At 60.8% G+C, this 18,214-nt stretch carries 20 protein-coding genes; 16 read left to right on the top strand and 4 right to left on the bottom strand.

The genetic code is table 11. The features are described 5' to 3' along the window. Positions 1-32: 32 nt before the first annotated feature. Positions 33-1,124 (bottom strand): chorismate synthase, encoded by a 1,092-nt coding sequence (gene aroC, locus J3P91_RS07350; RefSeq protein WP_434603151.1) that lies wholly within the window; start codon positions 1,122-1,124, stop codon positions 33-35. Between the two features lie 132 nt (positions 1,125-1,256). On the opposite strand from aroC, the gene J3P91_RS07345 reads away from it, so the two are divergent. Both J3P91_RS07345 and J3P91_RS07340 read left to right on the top strand, forming a co-directional pair. Further along, entirely contained in the window at positions 1,257-2,219 is a 963-nt protein-coding gene (locus J3P91_RS07345) for an alpha/beta hydrolase (protein ID WP_434603149.1), read from the top strand. Between the two features lie 118 nt (positions 2,220-2,337). Continuing rightward, complete coding sequence (locus tag J3P91_RS07340; protein ID WP_434569433.1) at positions 2,338-3,126, top strand: hypothetical protein; 789 nt, start codon at positions 2,338-2,340, stop codon at positions 3,124-3,126. Between the two features lie 183 nt (positions 3,127-3,309). Here the strand turns inward: J3P91_RS07340 and prmB are convergent, their stop codons facing one another. After that, the gene (gene prmB / locus J3P91_RS07335; protein ID WP_434569434.1) at positions 3,310-4,218 is read right to left on the bottom strand and encodes a 50S ribosomal protein L3 N(5)-glutamine methyltransferase; all 909 of its coding nucleotides are present in this window, start codon (positions 4,216-4,218) and stop codon (positions 3,310-3,312) included. Positions 4,219-4,471: 253 nt separating this feature from the next. On the opposite strand from prmB, the gene J3P91_RS07330 reads away from it, so the two are divergent. The 5 genes from J3P91_RS07330 (at position 4,472) to J3P91_RS07310 (ending at position 7,242) form a co-directional block, all read left to right on the top strand. After that, positions 4,472-5,062 carry a cysteine hydrolase family protein gene (locus J3P91_RS07330; protein WP_305496139.1) on the top strand — a complete coding sequence of 197 codons (591 nt, stop codon included), beginning with the start codon at positions 4,472-4,474 and terminating at the stop codon, positions 5,060-5,062. A 129-nt stretch (positions 5,063-5,191) separates the two neighbouring features. Then, a complete protein-coding gene (locus J3P91_RS07325) occupies positions 5,192-5,512 on the top strand; it encodes a hypothetical protein (protein ID WP_305496140.1) in 321 nt (106 codons plus the stop codon). A gap of 74 nt (positions 5,513-5,586) precedes the next feature. Further along, the gene (locus J3P91_RS07320) at positions 5,587-6,144 is read left to right on the top strand and encodes a Smr/MutS family protein (protein ID WP_434603147.1); all 558 of its coding nucleotides are present in this window, start codon (positions 5,587-5,589) and stop codon (positions 6,142-6,144) included. Between the two features lie 77 nt (positions 6,145-6,221). Beyond that, positions 6,222-6,767 (top strand): GTP cyclohydrolase I FolE, encoded by a 546-nt coding sequence (gene folE, locus J3P91_RS07315; RefSeq protein WP_305496142.1) that lies wholly within the window; start codon positions 6,222-6,224, stop codon positions 6,765-6,767. 103 nt (positions 6,768-6,870) lie between these two features. Next, positions 6,871-7,242 (top strand): glutathione S-transferase N-terminal domain-containing protein, encoded by a 372-nt coding sequence (locus J3P91_RS07310; protein WP_434569436.1) that lies wholly within the window; start codon positions 6,871-6,873, stop codon positions 7,240-7,242. Between the two features lie 142 nt (positions 7,243-7,384). On the opposite strand, the gene J3P91_RS07305 is transcribed toward J3P91_RS07310, so the two are convergent. Continuing rightward, positions 7,385-8,551 (bottom strand): PLP-dependent aminotransferase family protein, encoded by a 1,167-nt coding sequence (locus tag J3P91_RS07305; protein ID WP_434603145.1) that lies wholly within the window; start codon positions 8,549-8,551, stop codon positions 7,385-7,387. Between the two features lie 81 nt (positions 8,552-8,632). On the opposite strand from J3P91_RS07305, the gene J3P91_RS07300 reads away from it, so the two are divergent. The 3 genes from J3P91_RS07300 to J3P91_RS07290 all read left to right on the top strand — a co-directional run bounded on the left by J3P91_RS07300 (position 8,633) and on the right by J3P91_RS07290 (position 11,441). Then, on the top strand, positions 8,633-9,070 hold the full coding sequence (locus J3P91_RS07300; protein WP_305496145.1) for a MarR family winged helix-turn-helix transcriptional regulator: 438 nt from the start codon (positions 8,633-8,635) through the stop codon (positions 9,068-9,070). Between the two features lie 330 nt (positions 9,071-9,400). After that, positions 9,401-10,750 (top strand): NCS2 family permease, encoded by a 1,350-nt coding sequence (locus tag J3P91_RS07295; RefSeq protein ID WP_305496146.1) that lies wholly within the window; start codon positions 9,401-9,403, stop codon positions 10,748-10,750. Positions 10,751-10,814: 64 nt separating this feature from the next. Further along, the gene (locus J3P91_RS07290) at positions 10,815-11,441 is read left to right on the top strand and encodes a LysE family translocator (protein WP_434603144.1); all 627 of its coding nucleotides are present in this window, start codon (positions 10,815-10,817) and stop codon (positions 11,439-11,441) included. 203 nt (positions 11,442-11,644) lie between these two features. Here the strand turns inward: J3P91_RS07290 and uraH are convergent, their stop codons facing one another. Continuing rightward, complete coding sequence (gene uraH, locus J3P91_RS07285; RefSeq protein ID WP_434569440.1) at positions 11,645-11,998, bottom strand: hydroxyisourate hydrolase; 354 nt, start codon at positions 11,996-11,998, stop codon at positions 11,645-11,647. Between the two features lie 413 nt (positions 11,999-12,411). Here uraH and puuE point away from each other — a divergent pair, with 413 nt between their 5' ends. The 6 genes from puuE to J3P91_RS07255 all read left to right on the top strand — a co-directional run bounded on the left by puuE (position 12,412) and on the right by J3P91_RS07255 (position 18,052). Further along, positions 12,412-13,338, top strand: coding sequence for an allantoinase PuuE (puuE, locus tag J3P91_RS07280; RefSeq protein ID WP_434603143.1), 927 nt, complete (start codon positions 12,412-12,414; stop codon positions 13,336-13,338). Further along, positions 13,335-13,850: a 2-oxo-4-hydroxy-4-carboxy-5-ureidoimidazoline decarboxylase gene (uraD, locus tag J3P91_RS07275; protein WP_434603142.1), complete on the top strand. Its 516-nt coding sequence runs from the start codon at positions 13,335-13,337 to the stop codon at positions 13,848-13,850. The genes puuE and uraD overlap by 4 nt, the downstream gene beginning before the upstream one ends. A gap of 67 nt (positions 13,851-13,917) precedes the next feature. Further along, the gene (gene alc / locus J3P91_RS07270; RefSeq protein WP_434603140.1) at positions 13,918-14,919 is read left to right on the top strand and encodes an allantoicase; all 1,002 of its coding nucleotides are present in this window, start codon (positions 13,918-13,920) and stop codon (positions 14,917-14,919) included. 116 nt (positions 14,920-15,035) lie between these two features. Beyond that, a complete protein-coding gene (locus J3P91_RS07265; protein ID WP_434603139.1) occupies positions 15,036-15,539 on the top strand; it encodes an ureidoglycolate lyase in 504 nt (167 codons plus the stop codon). A gap of 51 nt (positions 15,540-15,590) precedes the next feature. Continuing rightward, positions 15,591-16,892, top strand: a complete 1,302-nt coding sequence (locus J3P91_RS07260; RefSeq protein WP_434603137.1) for a urate hydroxylase PuuD — start codon at positions 15,591-15,593, stop codon at positions 16,890-16,892. A gap of 374 nt (positions 16,893-17,266) precedes the next feature. Beyond that, complete coding sequence (locus tag J3P91_RS07255) at positions 17,267-18,052, top strand: outer membrane protein OmpK (RefSeq protein ID WP_434569445.1); 786 nt, start codon at positions 17,267-17,269, stop codon at positions 18,050-18,052. Positions 18,053-18,214 lie beyond the last annotated feature (162 nt).

Here is an 18,214-nt window from a genome sequence, read left to right as displayed (position 1 = left end):
TCGTCAGGCCACGGCGGTCGGCAGGCCAGCCATCAAAGCTGACCCAACACCGGTGTGCCGACCCGAACGTCGGCGTTCTGTCCGCGATGACGCAACAGGTGGTCCATCAGCACGATCGCCATCATCGCCTCGGCAATCGGCGTTGCGCGAATCCCCACGCAAGGGTCGTGGCGGCCCTTGGTGATGACGTCCACCGGGTCGCCGTGGATGTCGATCGAGCGTCCCGGTGTGGTGATGCTGGACGTCGGCTTCAACGCCAGGTGGGCAACAATCGGCTGGCCCGAAGAGATGCCGCCAAGGATGCCGCCGGCGTTGTTGCTCAGAAATCCCTGGGGAGTCAACTCGTCACGGTGTTCGGTGCCACGCTGGGCGACACAGGCGAAACCGGCGCCGATCTCCACGCCCTTGACTGCGTTGATGCTCATCAGCGCGTGGGCCAGTTCGGCGTCGAGACGGTCGAAGATCGGCTCGCCCAGGCCAGGCATCACGCCCTCGGCGACCACGGTGATTTTCGCGCCGACCGAATCCTGGTCCCGGCGCAACTGGTCCATGTAGGCTTCAAGCTCGGGTACTTTGTCCGGGTCGGGACTGAAGAAGGCGTTCTGCTCCACCGAATCCCAGGTCTTGAACGGGATTTCGATCGGGCCCAGCTGGCTCATGTAGCCACGGATGATGATGCCCTGGCTAGCCAGGTACTTCTTGGCGATTGCCCCGGCCGCTACGCGCATGGCGGTTTCCCGGGCCGAACTGCGACCGCCGCCGCGGTAGTCGCGCTCGCCGTACTTGTGATGGTAGGTGTAGTCGGCGTGGGCCGGGCGGAACAGGTCCTTGATGGCCGAGTAGTCCTTGGACTTCTGGTCGGTGTTGCGAATCAGCAAGCCGATGGCGCAACCGGTGGTGCGACCTTCGAACACACCGGAGAGGATTTCGACTTCATCGGCTTCCTGGCGCTGGGTGGTGTGGCGGCTGGTGCCGGGCTTGCGGCGATCAAGGTCACGCTGCAGGTCCTCCAGGGAAATCTCCAGGCCCGGCGGGCAGCCGTCGACAATGGCGACCAACGCCGGGCCATGGCTTTCGCCCGCGGTGGTGACGGTGAACAGCTTGCCGTAGGTATTGCCGGACATGCAGGGTGCTCCGTGGAATCGCTGAAAAATCGAGATGGGCGCCAGTATACGCAGGCTCCCCGAGTAGTTCATCCTCGAACCTTATCGGTGCGCGCCAGTCCAACCGGCACCTTCGCAACTAATGGCGTCACGATGTTAAAACTGTTTGCCTTGAGTCTCGCCCTCTTGACTGGCCTGGTTTGCGGCCAGGCCCAGGCCACCGTCCTGCAACGCCCCATCAGCCTCGACACCGGCAACGGTGAACTTTTCGGCTCGCTGCTGCTGCCCAAGTCCGACACACCGGTGCCCGTTGTCCTGATCATTTCCGGGTCAGGTCCTACGGATCGTGACGGAAACAACCCCGAGGGCGGGCGCAACGACAGCCTCAAGCGCCTGGCCTGGGTACTCGCCAGGCACAACATCGCCAGCGTGCGCTACGACAAGCGCGGCGTGGCCGCCAGCCTCGCCGCCACGCCGGACGAGCGCAACCTCAGCGTCGAGGCTTACGTCGCCGATGCCGTGGCCTGGAGCCACAAGCTCGCCGCCGATCCGCGACTGGGCCGGTTGATCCTGCTGGGCCACAGCGAAGGCGCGCTGATCGCCAGCCTCGCCGCGCCCCAGGCCAACGCTGCGGCAGTGATTTCGGTGTCCGGCAGTGCACGGCCGATCGACCAGGTGCTACGGCAACAACTGAGCAGCCGCTTGCCACCGGCGCTGATGTTGCGCAGCAACGAGTTACTCGACAGCCTCAAGGCCGGGCGCCCTGACGCGGACGTTCCTGCGCAGCTGCAGGTGATTTTCCGTCCCAGTGTGCAGCCTTACCTGATCTCGTTGTTCCGCCAGGACCCGGCCCAAGCCTTCGCGGCATTGAAGATGCCGGCGCTGATCATCCAGGGCAGCCATGACATCCAGGTCAGCGTCGACGATGCCAGGCAGCTGAAAGCCGCCAAGCCTGACGCACAACTGGCCCTGATCGAGGGCATGAACCATGTGATGCGCATTGTGCCCAACGACGTGAAGCGGCAACTGGCGTCCTATAAAGACCCCAATCTGCCCCTGGCGGCTGAACTGGGTGTGCAGATCCTGCGCTTTATCGGCTCGATCGGTTCCCATTGAGCGGACTTGATCGCCATACCGGCCAATTGCCCTCCAGTCCTGGCGAAAACGGCCGATAAACCGACGTCGGGCAGCGCAATGGCTGTCGACAAGCCGGCCTGGACAGGATTTTGCCGTTATGACTGAGACTCAAACTTCTCCCGACACCGTCGCCGAACCGGCCGCCGCGCCTGCGGTGGAGCAGCCTTGGGCGGATGTGCAGGCTGAGCAGCATAAAATGCTCCGGCTGGCCCCGCTCAAGACCGATCGCGCCACCGGTGTGCGGCCCTTGCGCTTTGTCGAGTTCAGCTACGCCGAGCGTCACAGCAAGGAGCGCAGTTTGCTGCGCATGAGCATCAAGTTGCCGGGCCAACGGGTGCGCAAGGAACAGAACCATCTGGACGTCTGGGCCGACCACGTCGAGAAACGTCTGTCTTTCTCCCCTGACAACTTGCAAGTCGAGCCTTTGAATCGTGGGCTCGGACGCTTTCTCGCCGCTCAGGGCATCACCTGGGCGAAGAAGCGCTGGTCGAGCTATCGGGTGGACGGCAGCGACCTGAACAACAAGGACGCGCTGAACGAAGACACGCGCCTGCGCCGCGATCACTTCCTCAAGGCCCACGGCTTCGAGGTGGTCTACGCCGACGCCCAGCATCTCAAGGGCAGCGTCAAGGCCGCCCAGGTTGGCGACCTGGTGGGCGACTGGAACACCGAGAAGCTGCAGTTCGTCGAGATTCTCGAAGCCGCGCAGATGCTGCAACAAGCCGAGCAGAACCTGGCGGAGCAGGAAGTCAAACTCAAGAAGCAGGAAGAGAAGGTCAACAAGTTCAAGCGCGAAGACACCGGCTTGCGCTTTACCATCACTTGCCTGGTGGCGTTTGCGATGTTCCAGGCGGGATTGCTGATCTGGATTGCGACGCGACATTGAATCCAAGCGGGTGAATAACCCTGTGGGAGCGCGGCAGAACGCAGAAACCGTGGCGAGGGAGCTTGCTCCCGCTCGGCTGCGCAGCAGTCGTAAACCGGGCGACTCCTATCTCAAACCTTTGAAGCGGGGGCTGCTTCGCAGCCCAGCGGGAGCAAGCTCCCTCGCCACAAAAGCAGCACTGCGTCAAATCCTTGAAGCAAACAACGCCTGGTGCTCACGGCACTGTCCGGCGCTGAGCATGAACACGCCATGCCCGCCGCGTTCGAAGTCCAGCCAGGCGAAGTCGACTTCCGGGTACAGTGCCTCGACATGCACCTGGCTGTTGCCCACTTCGACAATCAACAGGCCCTTCTCGGTCAGATGGTCGGCCGCCTCGGCCAGCATCCGGCGAACCAGGTTCAAGCCGTCATCGCCACAGGCCAGGCCCAACTCAGGTTCGTGCTGGTATTCCTGGGGCATGTCGGCGAAATCCTCCGCGTCGACGTAAGGCGGGTTCGACACGATCAGGTCGAAACGTTGCCCCGGCAAGCCATCAAAACCATCGCCCTGGACTGTGAACACCCGCTCATCGACGCCATGGCGCTCGATATTCTGATTGGCCACCTCCAGCGCTTCGAACGACAGGTCGGCCAGCACCACTTCGGCCTCCGGGAATTCATAGGCACAGGCGATCCCGATGCAGCCGGAACCGGTGCACAGGTCGAGGATCCGCGCAGGCTCCTGGCCCAGCCAGGGCTCGAAGCGTTTTTCAATCAGCTCGCCGATGGGCGAACGCGGGATGAGCACGCGTTCGTCGACAATGAAAGACATTCCGCAGAACCACGCTTCACCGAGCAGGTAGGCCGTTGGAATGCGCTCGGCAATACGTCGGCGCAGCAGGCGCTGTACATGCACCAGCTCTTCGTCTTCGAGACGGCAATCCAGATAGCTGTCGGCAATTTCCCAAGGCAAATGCAGCGCGCCCAACACCAGTTGGCGAGCCTCATCCCAGGCATTGTCGGTGCCATGGCCAAAGAACAGATCCTCGCCATGGAAACGGCTGACGGCCCAACGAATATGGTCGCGCAGGGTACGAAGGCGGGAAGTGATCACAGCGGCAAACTCCAGAGAAATCGACGGGCGAGTCTACCAGCCAAACCCGCACTCTCCCAAACACCCCCCGCGAGAAACGAAAAACTCCGATCCAGCCGTAGGATCTGTCCTTTTTTTGCACCGCCCGTTGAATAAGATGGCGATCTTGATAAGGCTGTAGGCCAGCAACGACGGCCCTTGCGATGGAAGCGATTCACAGAACCGCTCAGCCGGAGGAGAATGTCGCAAAAGCCCCACTCGAAGGAGCCCCAGAATGTCCGTTCCAAAAACGATGTTTCAACTCAGCGGCCGCGGTTATGCAGCGGCCAACCTGAGTCAAGCGACACTGATCATCATCGATGCCCAGAAAGAGTATCTCGCCGGCCCCCTGGCCCTCAGCGGCATGGATGCGGCGGTCGCGAACATCAAGCAACTGCTCGGCGCAGCCCGCACCGCCGGCCGGCCGATCGTGCATGTACGCCACCTCGGTACCCACGGCGGGCTGTTCGATCCACAGGGCGAACGGGGGGAATTCATTCCAGGCCTTGAGCCGCGGGACGACGAAACCATTATCGAAAAGCTCTTGCCGAGTGCTTTCCACGGCACCGAACTGAAGAAGCGCCTGGAAGATTTCGGCCCACTGGATCTGATCGTCTGCGGTTTCATGAGCCACTCCAGCGTCAGCACCACCGTGCGCGCCGCCAAGAACCTGGGCTTTCGCTGCACCCTGGTCGAAGACGCCTGCGCCACTCGTGATCTGCCGCACAAAGGCGGCGTGCTGAGCGCCGAACACGTCCACCAGACTGAAATGGCGATCATGGCGGACAACTTCGCCACCCTGGCCATGACCCGCGACTTCACCTGAAACAACCGATGAGCGGCTGGTTGCGCCGCTCATCCGCAAAAACGTCTCATTTGCTGCAATTGTCCCGGCGTCAGGAACAACCCGAACATCTTCCGGTCGAAGGGCCGATACCCATTGAGGAAGGTCGGAATGAAGTTATCCGATGGTTTTGACGCACGTCGCTTGCGGCCCAAGGGCCCGAGCAACTGGCGATTTCGTATCGGCGCGGGGATCGCGGCGCTGCTGGCAACGCTCGGTGTGCTGCTGGCGATGGCCGGCGCCGCCAGCCTGCTCGGCCGTCCGCCCGCGCTGGGCGAGTTGAATGCCACCCCGCTCGGCTCGGCGATCATCCTGGCAATCGGTCTGTTGGTTCTGCTGTTGGGCATCTGGCTCTGGCGCCGTTGCCGCCGCCGCGCCCGCCAATCCCTGGAGCTGGCCATGGCTCCCCATCTGATGAAAAAACACGACTGATCCGCCATCCGACGTTTTGTCGCGCCCTATCCCAGCGGAGTTGGGTAAACTGGCCGGCCTTCGCGGAGGCTGACATGCAAGACGACGACTTTTCCCTGTTCAAAAGTGCGATCCAGGGCGTAAAACCGATCAAGCACGATCGCGCCGAAACCGGCAAGCCAAAGGCCGATCGCGCGCAGATCGCCAAGTTGCGCCAGGCCGCCACCGTGCGCACCGATGCAACAACCGTGGATGGCCTGTCCGATCAGTTCGTCATCGACGTCGGCCCTGAAGACGAGTTGATGTGGGCGCGCGACGGGGTCCAGGAAAGCCAGATGCGCAAGCTGAAGGTCGGCCAGATCCCCTTCGAAGGCAGCCTCGACCTGCACGGCATGACCGTCGAAAAAGCCAGGGAAACCCTCTGGGCCTTCCTCGCCGAAGCCACCCGATTCGAAATCCGCTGCGTGCGCGTCACCCACGGCAAGGCGGTGCGGCTGGACGGCAAGCGACCGATGATCAAGAGCCACGTCAACACCTGGCTGCGCCAGCACCCGCAAGTGCTCGGCTTCACCTCCTGCCAGGCCAGGCACGGCGGCGCCGGGGCGGTCTACGTGATGCTCAAGCGCACCATGATGGAAGGTCGCGACGAGTAACCCTCGACTGCCGAGCTTGCAGCACCGTGTCCGCCACCGTACCCTTGCCCTTTGCGTAAAATCCCACAGGTAGTTTCATGTCTCTGGAACAGAATTACACCGCGATTCTCGGCCAACTCGGCGAGGACGTTTCCCGCGAGGGCCTGCTCGACACGCCCAAGCGCGCTGCCAAGGCCATGCAGTACCTTTGCCGCGGTTATGAACAGACCCTGGAAGAAGTCACCAACGGTGCCTTGTTCAGCTCCGACAACAGCGAAATGGTGCTGGTCAAAGACATCGAGTTGTACTCGCTGTGCGAGCACCACCTGTTGCCTTTCATCGGCAAGGCCCATGTGGCCTACATCCCGAGTGGCAAGGTGCTGGGCCTGTCGAAAGTCGCGCGTATCGTCGATATGTATGCGCGTCGCCTGCAGATCCAGGAAAACCTCAGCCGCCAGATCGCCGATGCGGTCCAGCAGGTGACGGGGGCCATGGGCGTGGCAGTGGTGATCGAAGCCAAGCACATGTGCATGATGATGCGCGGTGTGGAAAAACAGAATTCTTCGATGATCACGTCGGTGATGCTCGGTGAATTCCGTGAAAACGCGGCGACCCGCATGGAATTCCTCAGCCTGATCAAGTAACGCGATGCATCAAGAAAACCGGCATTGATCGCCGGTTTTTTTTCGCCTGGCAAAAATCAGGTAAGCTGCGCGCCCTCTTCTTCCCTGCTTCGAGGCTTGCACCGTGATCGTCAAAGCGCTTCGAGTTGGTCTGGGCCAGCTCATCATCTTCATCGATTTCATCACTCGCCCCGGCAAGAAAAAGCGCTCGGCCGAGGCCCAGGCGCAAGTCGACCAGGCGGCCCGCAGCCTGACGCTTTATCAGTTCCATGCCTGCCCGTTCTGCGTGAAGACCCGCCGCGCCCTGCACCGCCTCAACGTGCCCGTGACCCTGCGCGATGCGAAAAACAACGAGCAGGATCGCCAGACGCTGCTGGAACAGGGCGGCCGGATCAAGGTGCCTTGCCTGCGTATTGAAGAGAACGGCGAGACCACCTGGATGTATGAGTCCAAGGTGATTATTGATTATCTGGATAAGCGGTTTTCGGCGGTCTGAGATTTTTGCCGGGGTTGAAGGCCCTTTCGCGAGCAGGCTCGCTCCCACAGGAGGCCGGTGTTGATTACAAGTTTGCAATCACCCAGAGATCCGTGTGGGAGCGAGCCTGCTCGCGAAGAGGCGGGTCGATCCAACCCAAGCCTCAAGCCGCCTCGGCAGCCAAAGCCCCCCGCACCACCCCCGCCAGTCGCCTGAGCCCTTCATCCAGCCGCGCCGGATCGATATGGCTGAAATTCAACCGCAAGTGCCCGGGATGCTTGTCCGGCTCGGGAAAAAACGGCTCTCCTGGCATGAACGCCACGTCCTCCGCCAGGGCTGCGGCAAGCAAGGTCCGGGTATCCAGCGGTTGCTTGAGGGTCAGCCAGAAAAACAGCCCGCCCTGGGGCACGTTCCAGTCGGCGATGTCGGCGAAATGCTTTTGCAGCGCGGCCTGGAACCTGTCGCGGCGATCCCGGTAAAAATCCCTCAATTCACTCAAATGGCTGCGGTACTGCTCGGTGCCGATCCATTGCAACGCCTGCCACTGGCCGATGCGATTGGTGTGCAGGTCCGCTGACTGCTTGAGCCGTAGCAGATGCGGGAACAGATCCGGGCTGGCAATCAGATACCCCACCCGCAACCCAGGTAGCAGCGTCTTCGACACCGTGCCGGTGTAGATCCAGCTGGCCTTTTTCAAACGGCTGGCAATTGGCGTGGCGCTGCCGCCATCGAAGGTCAGTTCGCGATAGGGCTCGTCCTCCACCAGCGTCACGCCGAGCTCGTCCAGCAGTGCCGCGACCGCATCGCGCTTGGCCTCGCTGTAGCGTACCGCCGAAGGGTTCTGGAACGTTGGGATCAGGTAGATGAACGCCGGTCGATGCTGCTGCAGCCGGGCCCGCAATTGCTCAAGGTCCGGACCATCCGCTTCAAGGGGCACGGTGATGCAATTGGCGCCGAACAACTGGAAAATCTGTAAAGCCGCCAGGTAGGTCGGCGCTTCGAGCAGGATCTCGGTGCCGACGTCAATGTGCAGCTTTGCCGCCAGATCGAGGGTTTGCTGGGAACCGCTCACGACCAATACCTGACCGGCCTCACAAGCCAGGCCCAACGATCGCGCCTGCGCTGCCAGCGCTTCACGCAAGGCCGGCTCACCTTCGCTCATGCCGTATTGGCCCATGGACAGCGGCATGTCCTCCCACTGCACCTTCGGCAGCATGGCTTCGGCCGGCAGGCCGCCGGCAAATGACATCACTTCCGGGCGCTGCGCCGCGGCGAGAATTTCACGGATCAAAGAACTCTTAAGGCGCGAGACACGTTCGGAAAAAGCCATGGGGTCACCTGTAGCGAGGCGTTGGAAAAATGAGTCAAACTGTTTGACCGAAATTACCGCGCCGCCTCTGGAAACGTCAATATGCTTGACCTTAAAAATCCGACCTCCCAACAAATGGCCATGGAAGCGTTCTTCTTCGGTTATCAGGCGTTCACCGCCAAAGCCGATGAAATGCTTGAGCGCCGGGGCTTGAGCCGCGTGCATCAGCGCATCGTTTTTTTCATTGCCCGTTATCCATCATTGAGTGTGAAGGAGCTGCTGGCGCTGCTTGGCGTGAGCAAACAGGCGTTGAACATGCCGCTGCGGCAATTGATGGAAATGCATTTGGTTAACAGCGTTGCCTCCGAGGCCGACAAGCGCAAGCGGCTGCTGGAACTGACTGCCGAGGGCGCGCGCTTTGAACAGGCGTTACGGCGCGAGCAGGTGAAATTGCTTGAACGGGTGTTTGCCGAGGCGGGGGAAGCGGCGGTGGATGGGTGGCTGGCGGTGAATCTGGGGTTGGGGAAATCCAGCGAATGAAAGCGTCTGCTCCGCCGCTATCGCGAGCAAGCTCGCTCCCACAGGGTTCATCGGTGAACACAATCTTTCATTCACCACAGCACGATTGTGGGAGCGAGCTTGCTCGCGATAACGTCCTGAAGGCCGATATAGCCCGACCGTCATAATTTTCGTCAACAAAACAGAAAACATTATTTGCTTTATTTGTATACAAAAGCATAATTCGCTTCGTGCGAGTTCCTGACCAAAAGGTCAACTACTTCGCCAGCCTTACCGCCTCAATGCCTCGCAGCCTTCCTCAGGGAGCACGCGGTGCTGAAATAACAATAAGACTCTTGAGGAGTACTCGCTGTGGAAAGCCGCAAACCCGAAGCCCAGACCCTGGACCTTTCGCCGCCACTACGCAGTGGCTGGCTGGAGCGAATCTTCAAACTCAGCTTGCATGGCACCACGGTGAAGACCGAGCTGATCGCCGGCCTGACGACCTTCATCACGATGGCCTACATCATCTTCGTCAACCCCAACATCATGGCCGACGCGGGCATTGACCACGGTGCTGCGTTCGTCGCTACGTGCATTGCCGCCGCCCTGGGTTGCCTGTTGATGGGCCTGTATGCCAATTGGCCGGTAGGCTTGGCGCCGGGCATGGGCCTGAATGCTTTTTTCACCTACACGGTCGTCGGGACCATGGGCTACAACTGGGAAACCGCGCTGGGCGCGGTGTTCGTTTCCGGGGTGTTGTTCATGTTCCTGACCCTGTCGCGGGTGCGTGAGTGGTTGCTCAACAGCATTCCGGTGAGCCTGCGCTACGCCATGGGCGCGGGGGTCGGATTGTTCCTCGGGCTGATCGGCCTGAAGACCGCCGGAATCATCGTCGACAGCCCGGCGACGTTGATCAAGCTGGGTTCCTTGCATGAGCCAGGACCGCTGCTGGCCGCCGTGTGTTTCCTGATGATCGCCGTGCTGAGCTATCACCGCGTGTTCGGCGCGATCCTGATCAGTATCATTGCCGTGACCCTGGCCGGTTGGGGCCTGGGACTGGTGCAATACAACGGCGTGATGTCGACGCCGCCAAGCCTGGCTCCGACCTGGATGGCGATGGACGTCGCCGGCGTGTTCAACGTCAGCATGATCAGTGTGGTACTGGCCTTCCTGTTCGTGCATATGTTCGACACCGCCGGCACCTTGATGGGCGTCGCCCAGCGCGCTGGCCTGGTAAAGCCCGACGGCAAGATCGAAAACCTGTCCAAGGCCCTCAAGGCCGACAGCGCCTCCAGCGTATTCGGCGCGATGGTCGGTGTTCCGCCGGTGACCAGCTACGTGGAAAGCGCGGCCGGCGTGGCAGCCGGCGGCCGCACGGGGCTTACGGCGGTGACGGTCGGTGTGCTATTTATTGCCGCCATGTTCTTTGCCCCGCTGGCCGGGATGATTCCTGCCTACGCCACGGCCGGCGCCTTGATTTATGTGGCCATGCTGATGATGGGCGGCATGGCTCACATCGAGTGGGACGAAGCGACCGACAGCATCCCGGCCATCGTCACTGCCATCATGATGCCGCTGACCTTCTCGGTCGCCGATGGCATCGCGCTGGGTTTCATCACCTACGTGGTACTCAAGGCCGGCACCGGTAAACACAAGGAAATATCCGTCAGCCTGTGGGTGCTCTGCGCGATCTTTATCGCCAAGTTCATCTTCTTGTAAGCGGGCGCCGTCTGTATCCGCCTCACCCCGTCGGGTGAGGCTTTTGTGCATCAGGAGCAAAGCAATGAATCTGGAAACCTGGTTGTTGTTCAGTGGCGCCGCCTTGGTGGTGATCCTCATCCCCGGCCCGCTGTCGCTGCTGATGATCAGTAACAGCCTCAACTACGGTCTGCGTCGTTCTTATCCGGCGTTCCTCGGTGGGGTGGTCGCCTCGATCTGCCTGTTGAGCGCCTCAGCGCTGGGGCTCGGGGCGCTGTTGCTGGCGTCGGAACAATTGTTCAGCGCCCTGAAAATTGTCGGCGCGCTGTATCTGTTCTACCTCGCCTGGCAGAGCTGGCAGCAATCGCGCCAGCCATCCCAGGGTGCCGAAGTGCCCCAGGCTACCGCCACTCCAAGGTTTCGCGCCCTGTTCGGCCGGGCATTCGTGCTGGGCGCGAGCAACCCGAAAGACATCCTCTTCTTCGCGGCGTTCCTGCCGCAATTCCTGAGCGCCGAACAGCCATTCCTGCCGCAACTGCTGATCATGATCGCCACCTGGACCGTGCTCGACCTGCTGTGCAAACTGGCCTATGGCCTGGGTGCCCACGGCGCTGCCCGGTATCTGCGTACCGGCAAGGGCCAGAGCTGGTTCAACCGGGTCAGTGCGGGGTTGTTCAGTGGGGCGGGGGCGGCTTCTTTGTTGAGCCGCTGATAAGCAAAAGCTTCGCGAACAGGCTCGCTCCCACACTGGATTACTGGTGTTCACGAAACCTTGCGGGAGCGAGCCTGCTCGCGAAGGCGGCCTCGAAGACAACCTCTTTTTCAAGGCCAAAAAAAGCCCGCAGTGTGAGCGGGCTAAAAACCAAAGAAGCTCTATGCGCAGTCGCTTCCAGGGCAAGGCAGCTGCTTGGGGGCTCAGCTGCCTCGATAGGTTGAATAGGCGTAAGGCGAAATCAGCAGGGGCACATGGTAATGCTCCTGCTCCTGCGAAATACCGAAGCGCAGCACCACCACATCAAGGAACGCCGGCTCGGCCAGTTGCACGCCACGGGCGCGGTAGTAGTCGCCGGCGTGGAATTGAATCTGGTAGACCCCGCTGCGGTAGTCATCCCCTTGCAGAAGCGGTGCGTCGCAACGGCCATCGCTGTTGGTCAATGCGCTGGCGACCAGCTGCAATTGCGAACCTTCGACGCGGTACAGCTCGATCCTGATCGAGCTGCCCGGACAACCGTGTGCAGCATCCAAAACGTGTGTAGTCAGACGTCCCATTGATTGTGCGTGCCTTGCCGCAAGGCGACCAGGCACGGCGCCTCCTGAGTCAGTTGAAAAGACAGGCCGCACCATTCTGAAGCATTAACGCTGCGGCAATTCTCGAATTAAGACACTTTAAACATAAATTGTACACAATAAAAAATGAATTTTTCTCGTGCATGCCACCTGACGATGGTTCCGCCCGACTCCCGGTCCGCCCCTGCTTCGACAAAGGCTTATGAAGGGCAAATTGACCAAGTGGGCAAATTTCTTGCAGTGGAGACAAATCGACGGTCGCGATGAAAAATGCAAAAAACAGGCTTACAAGTCGAATATAAAGTTGTATACAATCAGCCCATCGTCGTGACGCCAGCCTGTGATCCCCCCCCCAAGGCGCCACCTACATGGTTCGAAGAAGAAGGAAGACTGCAGTGAGCGCTGACTACCCACGCGACCTGATCGGTTACGGCAGTAACCCTCCCCACCCGCAATGGCCGGGCAATGCCCGAATCGCCCTGTCTTTCGTACTCAACTATGAGGAAGGCGGCGAGCGCAACATCCTGCACGGCGATCGTGAGTCCGAAGCGTTCCTCTCGGAAATGGTTTCGGCGCAACCGTTGCTGGGCGAGCGCAACATGAGCATGGAGTCGCTATACGAGTATGGCAGCCGTGCCGGCGTCTGGCGGATCCTCAAGCTGTTCAAGCAATTCGATATTCCGCTGACTATCTTCGCCGTGGCCATGGCCGCCCAGCGCCATCCGGACGTGATCCGCGCCATGGTCGCCGCCGGCCACGAAATCTGCAGCCACGGCTATCGCTGGATCGACTACCAGTATATGGACGAAGCGCAGGAACGCGAGCACATGCTCGAAGCGATCCGCATCCTCACCGAACTTACCGGCGAGCGGCCGTTGGGCTGGTACACCGGCCGCACCGGCCCCAATACCCGGCGATTGGTAATGGAAGAAGGCGGCTTTCTCTATGACAGCGACACCTACGACGACGACCTGCCGTACTGGGAGCCGAACAACCCCACCGGCAAGCCGCACCTGGTAATCCCTTACACACTCGACACCAATGACATGCGCTTCACCCAGGTGCAGGGTTTCAACAAGGGCGACGACTTCTTCCAGTACCTCAAGGATGCCTTCGACGTACTGTATGCCGAAGGCGCCGAAGCACCGAAGATGTTGTCCATCGGCCTGCATTGCCGCCTGATCGGCCGCCCTGCCCGCATCGCCTCCCTCAAGCGTTTCCTGGAATACGTCAAGGGCCACGAACAGGTGTGGTTCAGCCGCCGGGTCGACATTGCACGCCACTGGCAGCAGACCCACCCGTATCCGGGAGCTTCGAAATGACTGCCTTCCAGACCCTCAAGCCTTCCAACCTGAGCCGCGAAGCGTTCGTCGAAGCCTTCGCCGACATCTACGAACATTCGCCATGGGTTGCCGAAAAGGCCTTCGACCTGGGCCAGGATCCCTCGATCGACCAGATCGAAACCCTGCACCAGCGCATGAGCGACATCCTGTTGAGTGCCGACCACGCCAGCCAGCTGGCGTTGATCAACGCTCACCCGGACCTGGCCGGCAAAGCCGCCGTCCAGGGCCAACTGACCGAAGCCAGCACCAACGAACAGGCTGGCGCCGGTATTCACCAATGCACGGCCGAAGAGTTCCAGCGCTTCACCGAGCTGAACGAGGCCTACAAGGCCAAGTTCAAGTTTCCCTTCATCATGGCGGTAAAAGGCAGCAACCGGCACCAGATCCTTGCCGCGTTCGAAACGCGCATTCACCACTCGGCGGATGCCGAATTCAAATGCGCATTGGCAGAGATCAACAAGATCGCGTTGTTCCGATTACTGACCCTTTAGCGAGCAGCACCTCAAGACCAGGTCCTGCAAGCATCCCCAGCCAACTTATCAAAGGCAGACAAGAAGAATGAAAGCTTACGCCGTACCGTTCGAGAAATTCGTCAACCTGGCCGACGCCCGCCTGGGCACCAGGATCATTTCGGTGACCGATGACTGGTTCGCCGATGCCAACCGCCTGTTCCAGCCGACCCCGGCCGTATGGAAGGAGGGTGTGTTCGACGATAACGGCAAATGGATGGACGGCTGGGAGTCGCGCCGCAAGCGTTTCGAAGGCTACGACAGCGCGGTGATCCGCCTGGGCGTGCCGGGCTCGATCAAGGGCGTGGATATCGACACCTCATTCTTTACCGGCAATTACCCACCGTCGGCCTCCCTGGAAGCCTGTTTCCTGGCTGAAGGCGAGCCGGATGAAAACACCCAGTGGACCGAAGTGCTGTCGGCCGTCGAGCTGAAGGGCGACAGCCACCACTACCACGAAATCAGCAACGACCAGGCGTTCAGCCATCTGCGTTTCAATATCTATCCGGACGGTGGCGTGGCCCGCCTGCGGGTCTACGGGGTTCCATACCGCGACTGGTCCGCCGTCGGTGACAACGAACAGATTGACTTGGCTGCCGCCCTCAACGGTGGCCGTGCCCTGGCCTGCTCCGACGAACACTTCGGCCGCATGAGCAACATCCTCAACCCGGGCCGTGGCGTGAACATGGGCGACGGCTGGGAAACCGCCCGTCGGCGCACCCCCGGCAATGACTGGGTGATCGTCGCCCTGGGCCATGCCGGCATTGTTGAGAAAGTCGTCGTCGATACCCTGCACTTCAAAGGCAACTACCCGGACAGCTGCTCGATCCAGGGCGCGTTCGTCAAAGGCGGCACCGACAGCCAGATCGAAACCCAGTCGCTGTTCTGGCGTGAACTGCTGCCGAGCCAGAAGCTGGAAATGCACGCCGAACACACCTTCGCCGAGCAGATCAAGGCGCTGGGGCCGATCACGCACATCCGCCTGAACGTGTTCCCGGACGGTGGCGTGAGCCGCCTGCGGGTATTGGGCAAGGTGTCGAAACAAGGGTGAATCCCAATCGCGAGCAAGCTCGCTCCCACATTTGAAATGCGTTCCCCTGTGGGAGCGAGCTTGCTCGCGATGGCGGCATAACAAACAACACAGAATTCAAGGTTAAGAAGACCAGCATGCGCACACTCAAGATCGAGCCTTTGACCAAAGAAGCCTTCGCCCCGTTCGGTGACGTGATCGAAACCGACGGCAGCGATCACTTCATGATCAACAACGGTTCGACCATGCGCTTCCATCGCCTGGCGACGGTCGAGACCGCCACGCCGGACGACCAGGCGACCATCAGCATCTTCCGCGCCGACGCGCTGCAGATGCCGTTGACCGTGCGCATGCTGGAGCGCCATCCGCTGGGCAGCCAGGCCTTCATTCCGCTGCTCGGCAACCCCTTTCTGATCGTGGTCGCGCCACTTGGCGATGCACCTGTATCAGGCTTGGTCCGCGCCTTCGTCACCAACGGCAGGCAGGGCATCAATTACCATCGCGGCGTCTGGCACCACCCGGTGCTGACGATCGAAAAGCGGGATGACTTCCTGGTGGTTGATCGCAGTGGCACAGGCAACAACTGCGATGAACATTTTTTCCAAGAGGATGAGTACTTGATCCTCGCCCCCCACCAATAAGAGAAGGTCCGATCACCCGAAGACAAGGGTGACGGGCGAGAGGTAAAGACTGTGGAAGCACATATGCTGGAATGGCTGAACCTGAGCGTGCGCTGGGTTCACATGATCACTGGCGTGGCCTGGATCGGCGCGTCGTTCTACTTCGTCTGGCTGGAAAACAACCTCAATCGCGTCAATCCCCGGAGCGGCCTGGCCGGTGATTTATGGGCCATCCATGGTGGCGGCATCTACCACCTGGAAAAATACAAACTCGCGCCGCCGTCCATGCCGGACAACCTGCACTGGTTCAAATGGGAAGCCTATTTCACCTGGATGTCGGGCATCGCCCTGCTGTGCCTGGTGTTCTATTGGAACCCGACCGTCTACCTGCTGGCTCCCGGCAGCAGCCTGAGCGGCGCTGAGGGTGTTGCCCTGGGCATCGGTTCATTGTTCGTTGGCTGGTTCGTCTATTCGGCACTCTGCGACTCGGCACTCGGCAAGCGCCCCGCCTTGCTCGGCCTGATTCTGTTCGTGCTGTTGATCGCCGCGGCCTACGGCTTCAGCAAGGTGTTCAGCGGTCGCGGCGCCTACCTGCATGTCGGCGCCGTCATCGGTACGATCATGGTCGGCAACGTGTTCCGCATCATCATGCCGGCCCAGCGCGCCTTGGTGGCGGCCATCGCCGAGAACCGCACACCTGACCCGGCGTTGCCGGCAAAGGGCCTGCTGCGTTCGCGCCACAACAACTACTTCACCCTGCCGGTGCTGTTCATCATGATCAGCAACCACTTCCCGAGCACCTACGGCAGCCAATACAACTGGCTGATCCTGGCCGGGATCGCCGTGGCGGCCGTGTTGGTGCGTCATTACTTCAACACCCGCCATGACAGCAACCGGTTTGCCTGGACGCTGCCGGTCGGCGCCCTGGCGATGATCTGCCTGGCTTATGTCACCGGGCCCAAGCCAATGCCAACGGCACCGGAAGTCGCCAAGGCTCCTGGCGTGATCGAGTATCAACCGTTGCCGGAAACGGCAGTGGGCGGCGGGGCCAAACCGGCCACGGCGCCAACCGCTCCGGCAACGGCGCCCGCCCAGGCGTCCAGTGCGCAGGGCCCGTCATTTGAAAAGGTCCACAGCGTGATCCAGGAGCGCTGCTCGGTCTGTCATTCGGCCAAGCCCACCAGTCCGCTGTTCAGCGCCGCGCCAGGCGGGGTGATCTTCGATACGCCGCAGCAGATCCAGCAACAGGCCGCACGCATCCAGGCCCAGGCCGTAACCACCCAGATCATGCCCTTGGGCAACATCACCCAGATGACCCAGCAGGAACGTGACCTGATCGGAGCCTGGATCACCCAGGGCGCACGCACCAACTAGTCCGGCCAGACACACCCCGCTCCACCCGCAATACCGCAGACAGGCAGGCCGGCACACGACCGGTCGCCTGTCAGCGGCCGCCTGCGCCTCAACAATAAGAACAAGAGGAAAGCTTTATGCATGCGCTCCATCGTCACGCCTCCAGATGCGCCGTCGCAGCGCACTTGAGTCGCTCCAGGCAAGTCCGTATCCTGCGCGGCCGTTCAAACCCGGACACCTCAAAATAATCATCAGGTCCTGAGCGACCCACCGACTTTCAGCCACTGCCACAAACAAAAAGCTGACCGAACGGATGTTTTGTCCGTGGAAAAAGGCGCCACACCAGAGCGCTGACGACAACAACGCGGTACCACTTACCTTTGGGAGCAAACCGAATGAAACGTACGTGCACCAGCCTGATACTCGCAGGATCGTTGCTCGCCGGCAGCCAAGCCATGGCCGGCGATCTGTTGCAGTGGCAGAACAACAGCCTGAGTTACCTCTACGGCAAGGATTTCCAGATCAATCCGCGTATCCAGCAGACCGTGACGTTCGAACACGCCGATGCCTGGACATACGGCGACAACTTCTTCTTCCTCGACCGGATCTTCTACAACGGCGAAGACGACAGCAATTCCGGCCCGAACACCTACTACGGCGAGTTCAGCCCGCGCCTGTCGTTCGGCAAGATTTTTGATCAGAAGCTGGAACTGGGCCCGGTCAAGGACGTGCTGCTGGCCATGACCTATGAGTTTGGCGAAGGTGACAACGAGTCCTACCTGATCGGCCCGGGTTTCGACCTGGCGATTCCCGGCTTCGACTATTTCCAGTTGAACTTCTACAACCGCCAGACCGAAGGCTCGCGGGCAGGCGACAACGTCTGGCAGATCACCCCGGTCTGGGCCGTCACCGTCCCGGTGGGTTCATCCGACATTCTGTTCGATGGGTTCATCGACTGGGTCGTCGACAACGACAGCAACGCCAAGGGCACGTACCACGCCAACCTGCATATCGTCCCGCAGATCAAATATGACCTGGGCAAGGCCTTGAAGCTCGGCGCCAAGCAGCTATACGTGGGCGTGGAATACGACTACTGGAAGAACAAGTACGCCATCGAGGACAGCGAAAGCTTCAAGACCAACCAGAGCAATACCAGCTTGCTGGTCAAATATCATTTCTGATCCGGCGTACCCATAAAAAAACCGGACCCAAGGTCCGGTTTTCATCTGGATAGAACGATACACCGTGTAGATACAACCATGCACCTTGGCGAGGGAGCTTGCTCCCGCTGGGCTGCGTAGCGGCCCTTTTTTGTGAGCGCTTCGCACTGGAGCGCCAGCCCG

Source organism: Pseudomonas sp. Z4-7, from assembly GCF_051131965.1.
Taxonomy (GTDB): Bacteria; Pseudomonadota; Gammaproteobacteria; order Pseudomonadales; family Pseudomonadaceae; genus Aquipseudomonas.
This window is presented reverse-complemented; position numbering and strand designations above follow the sequence as displayed.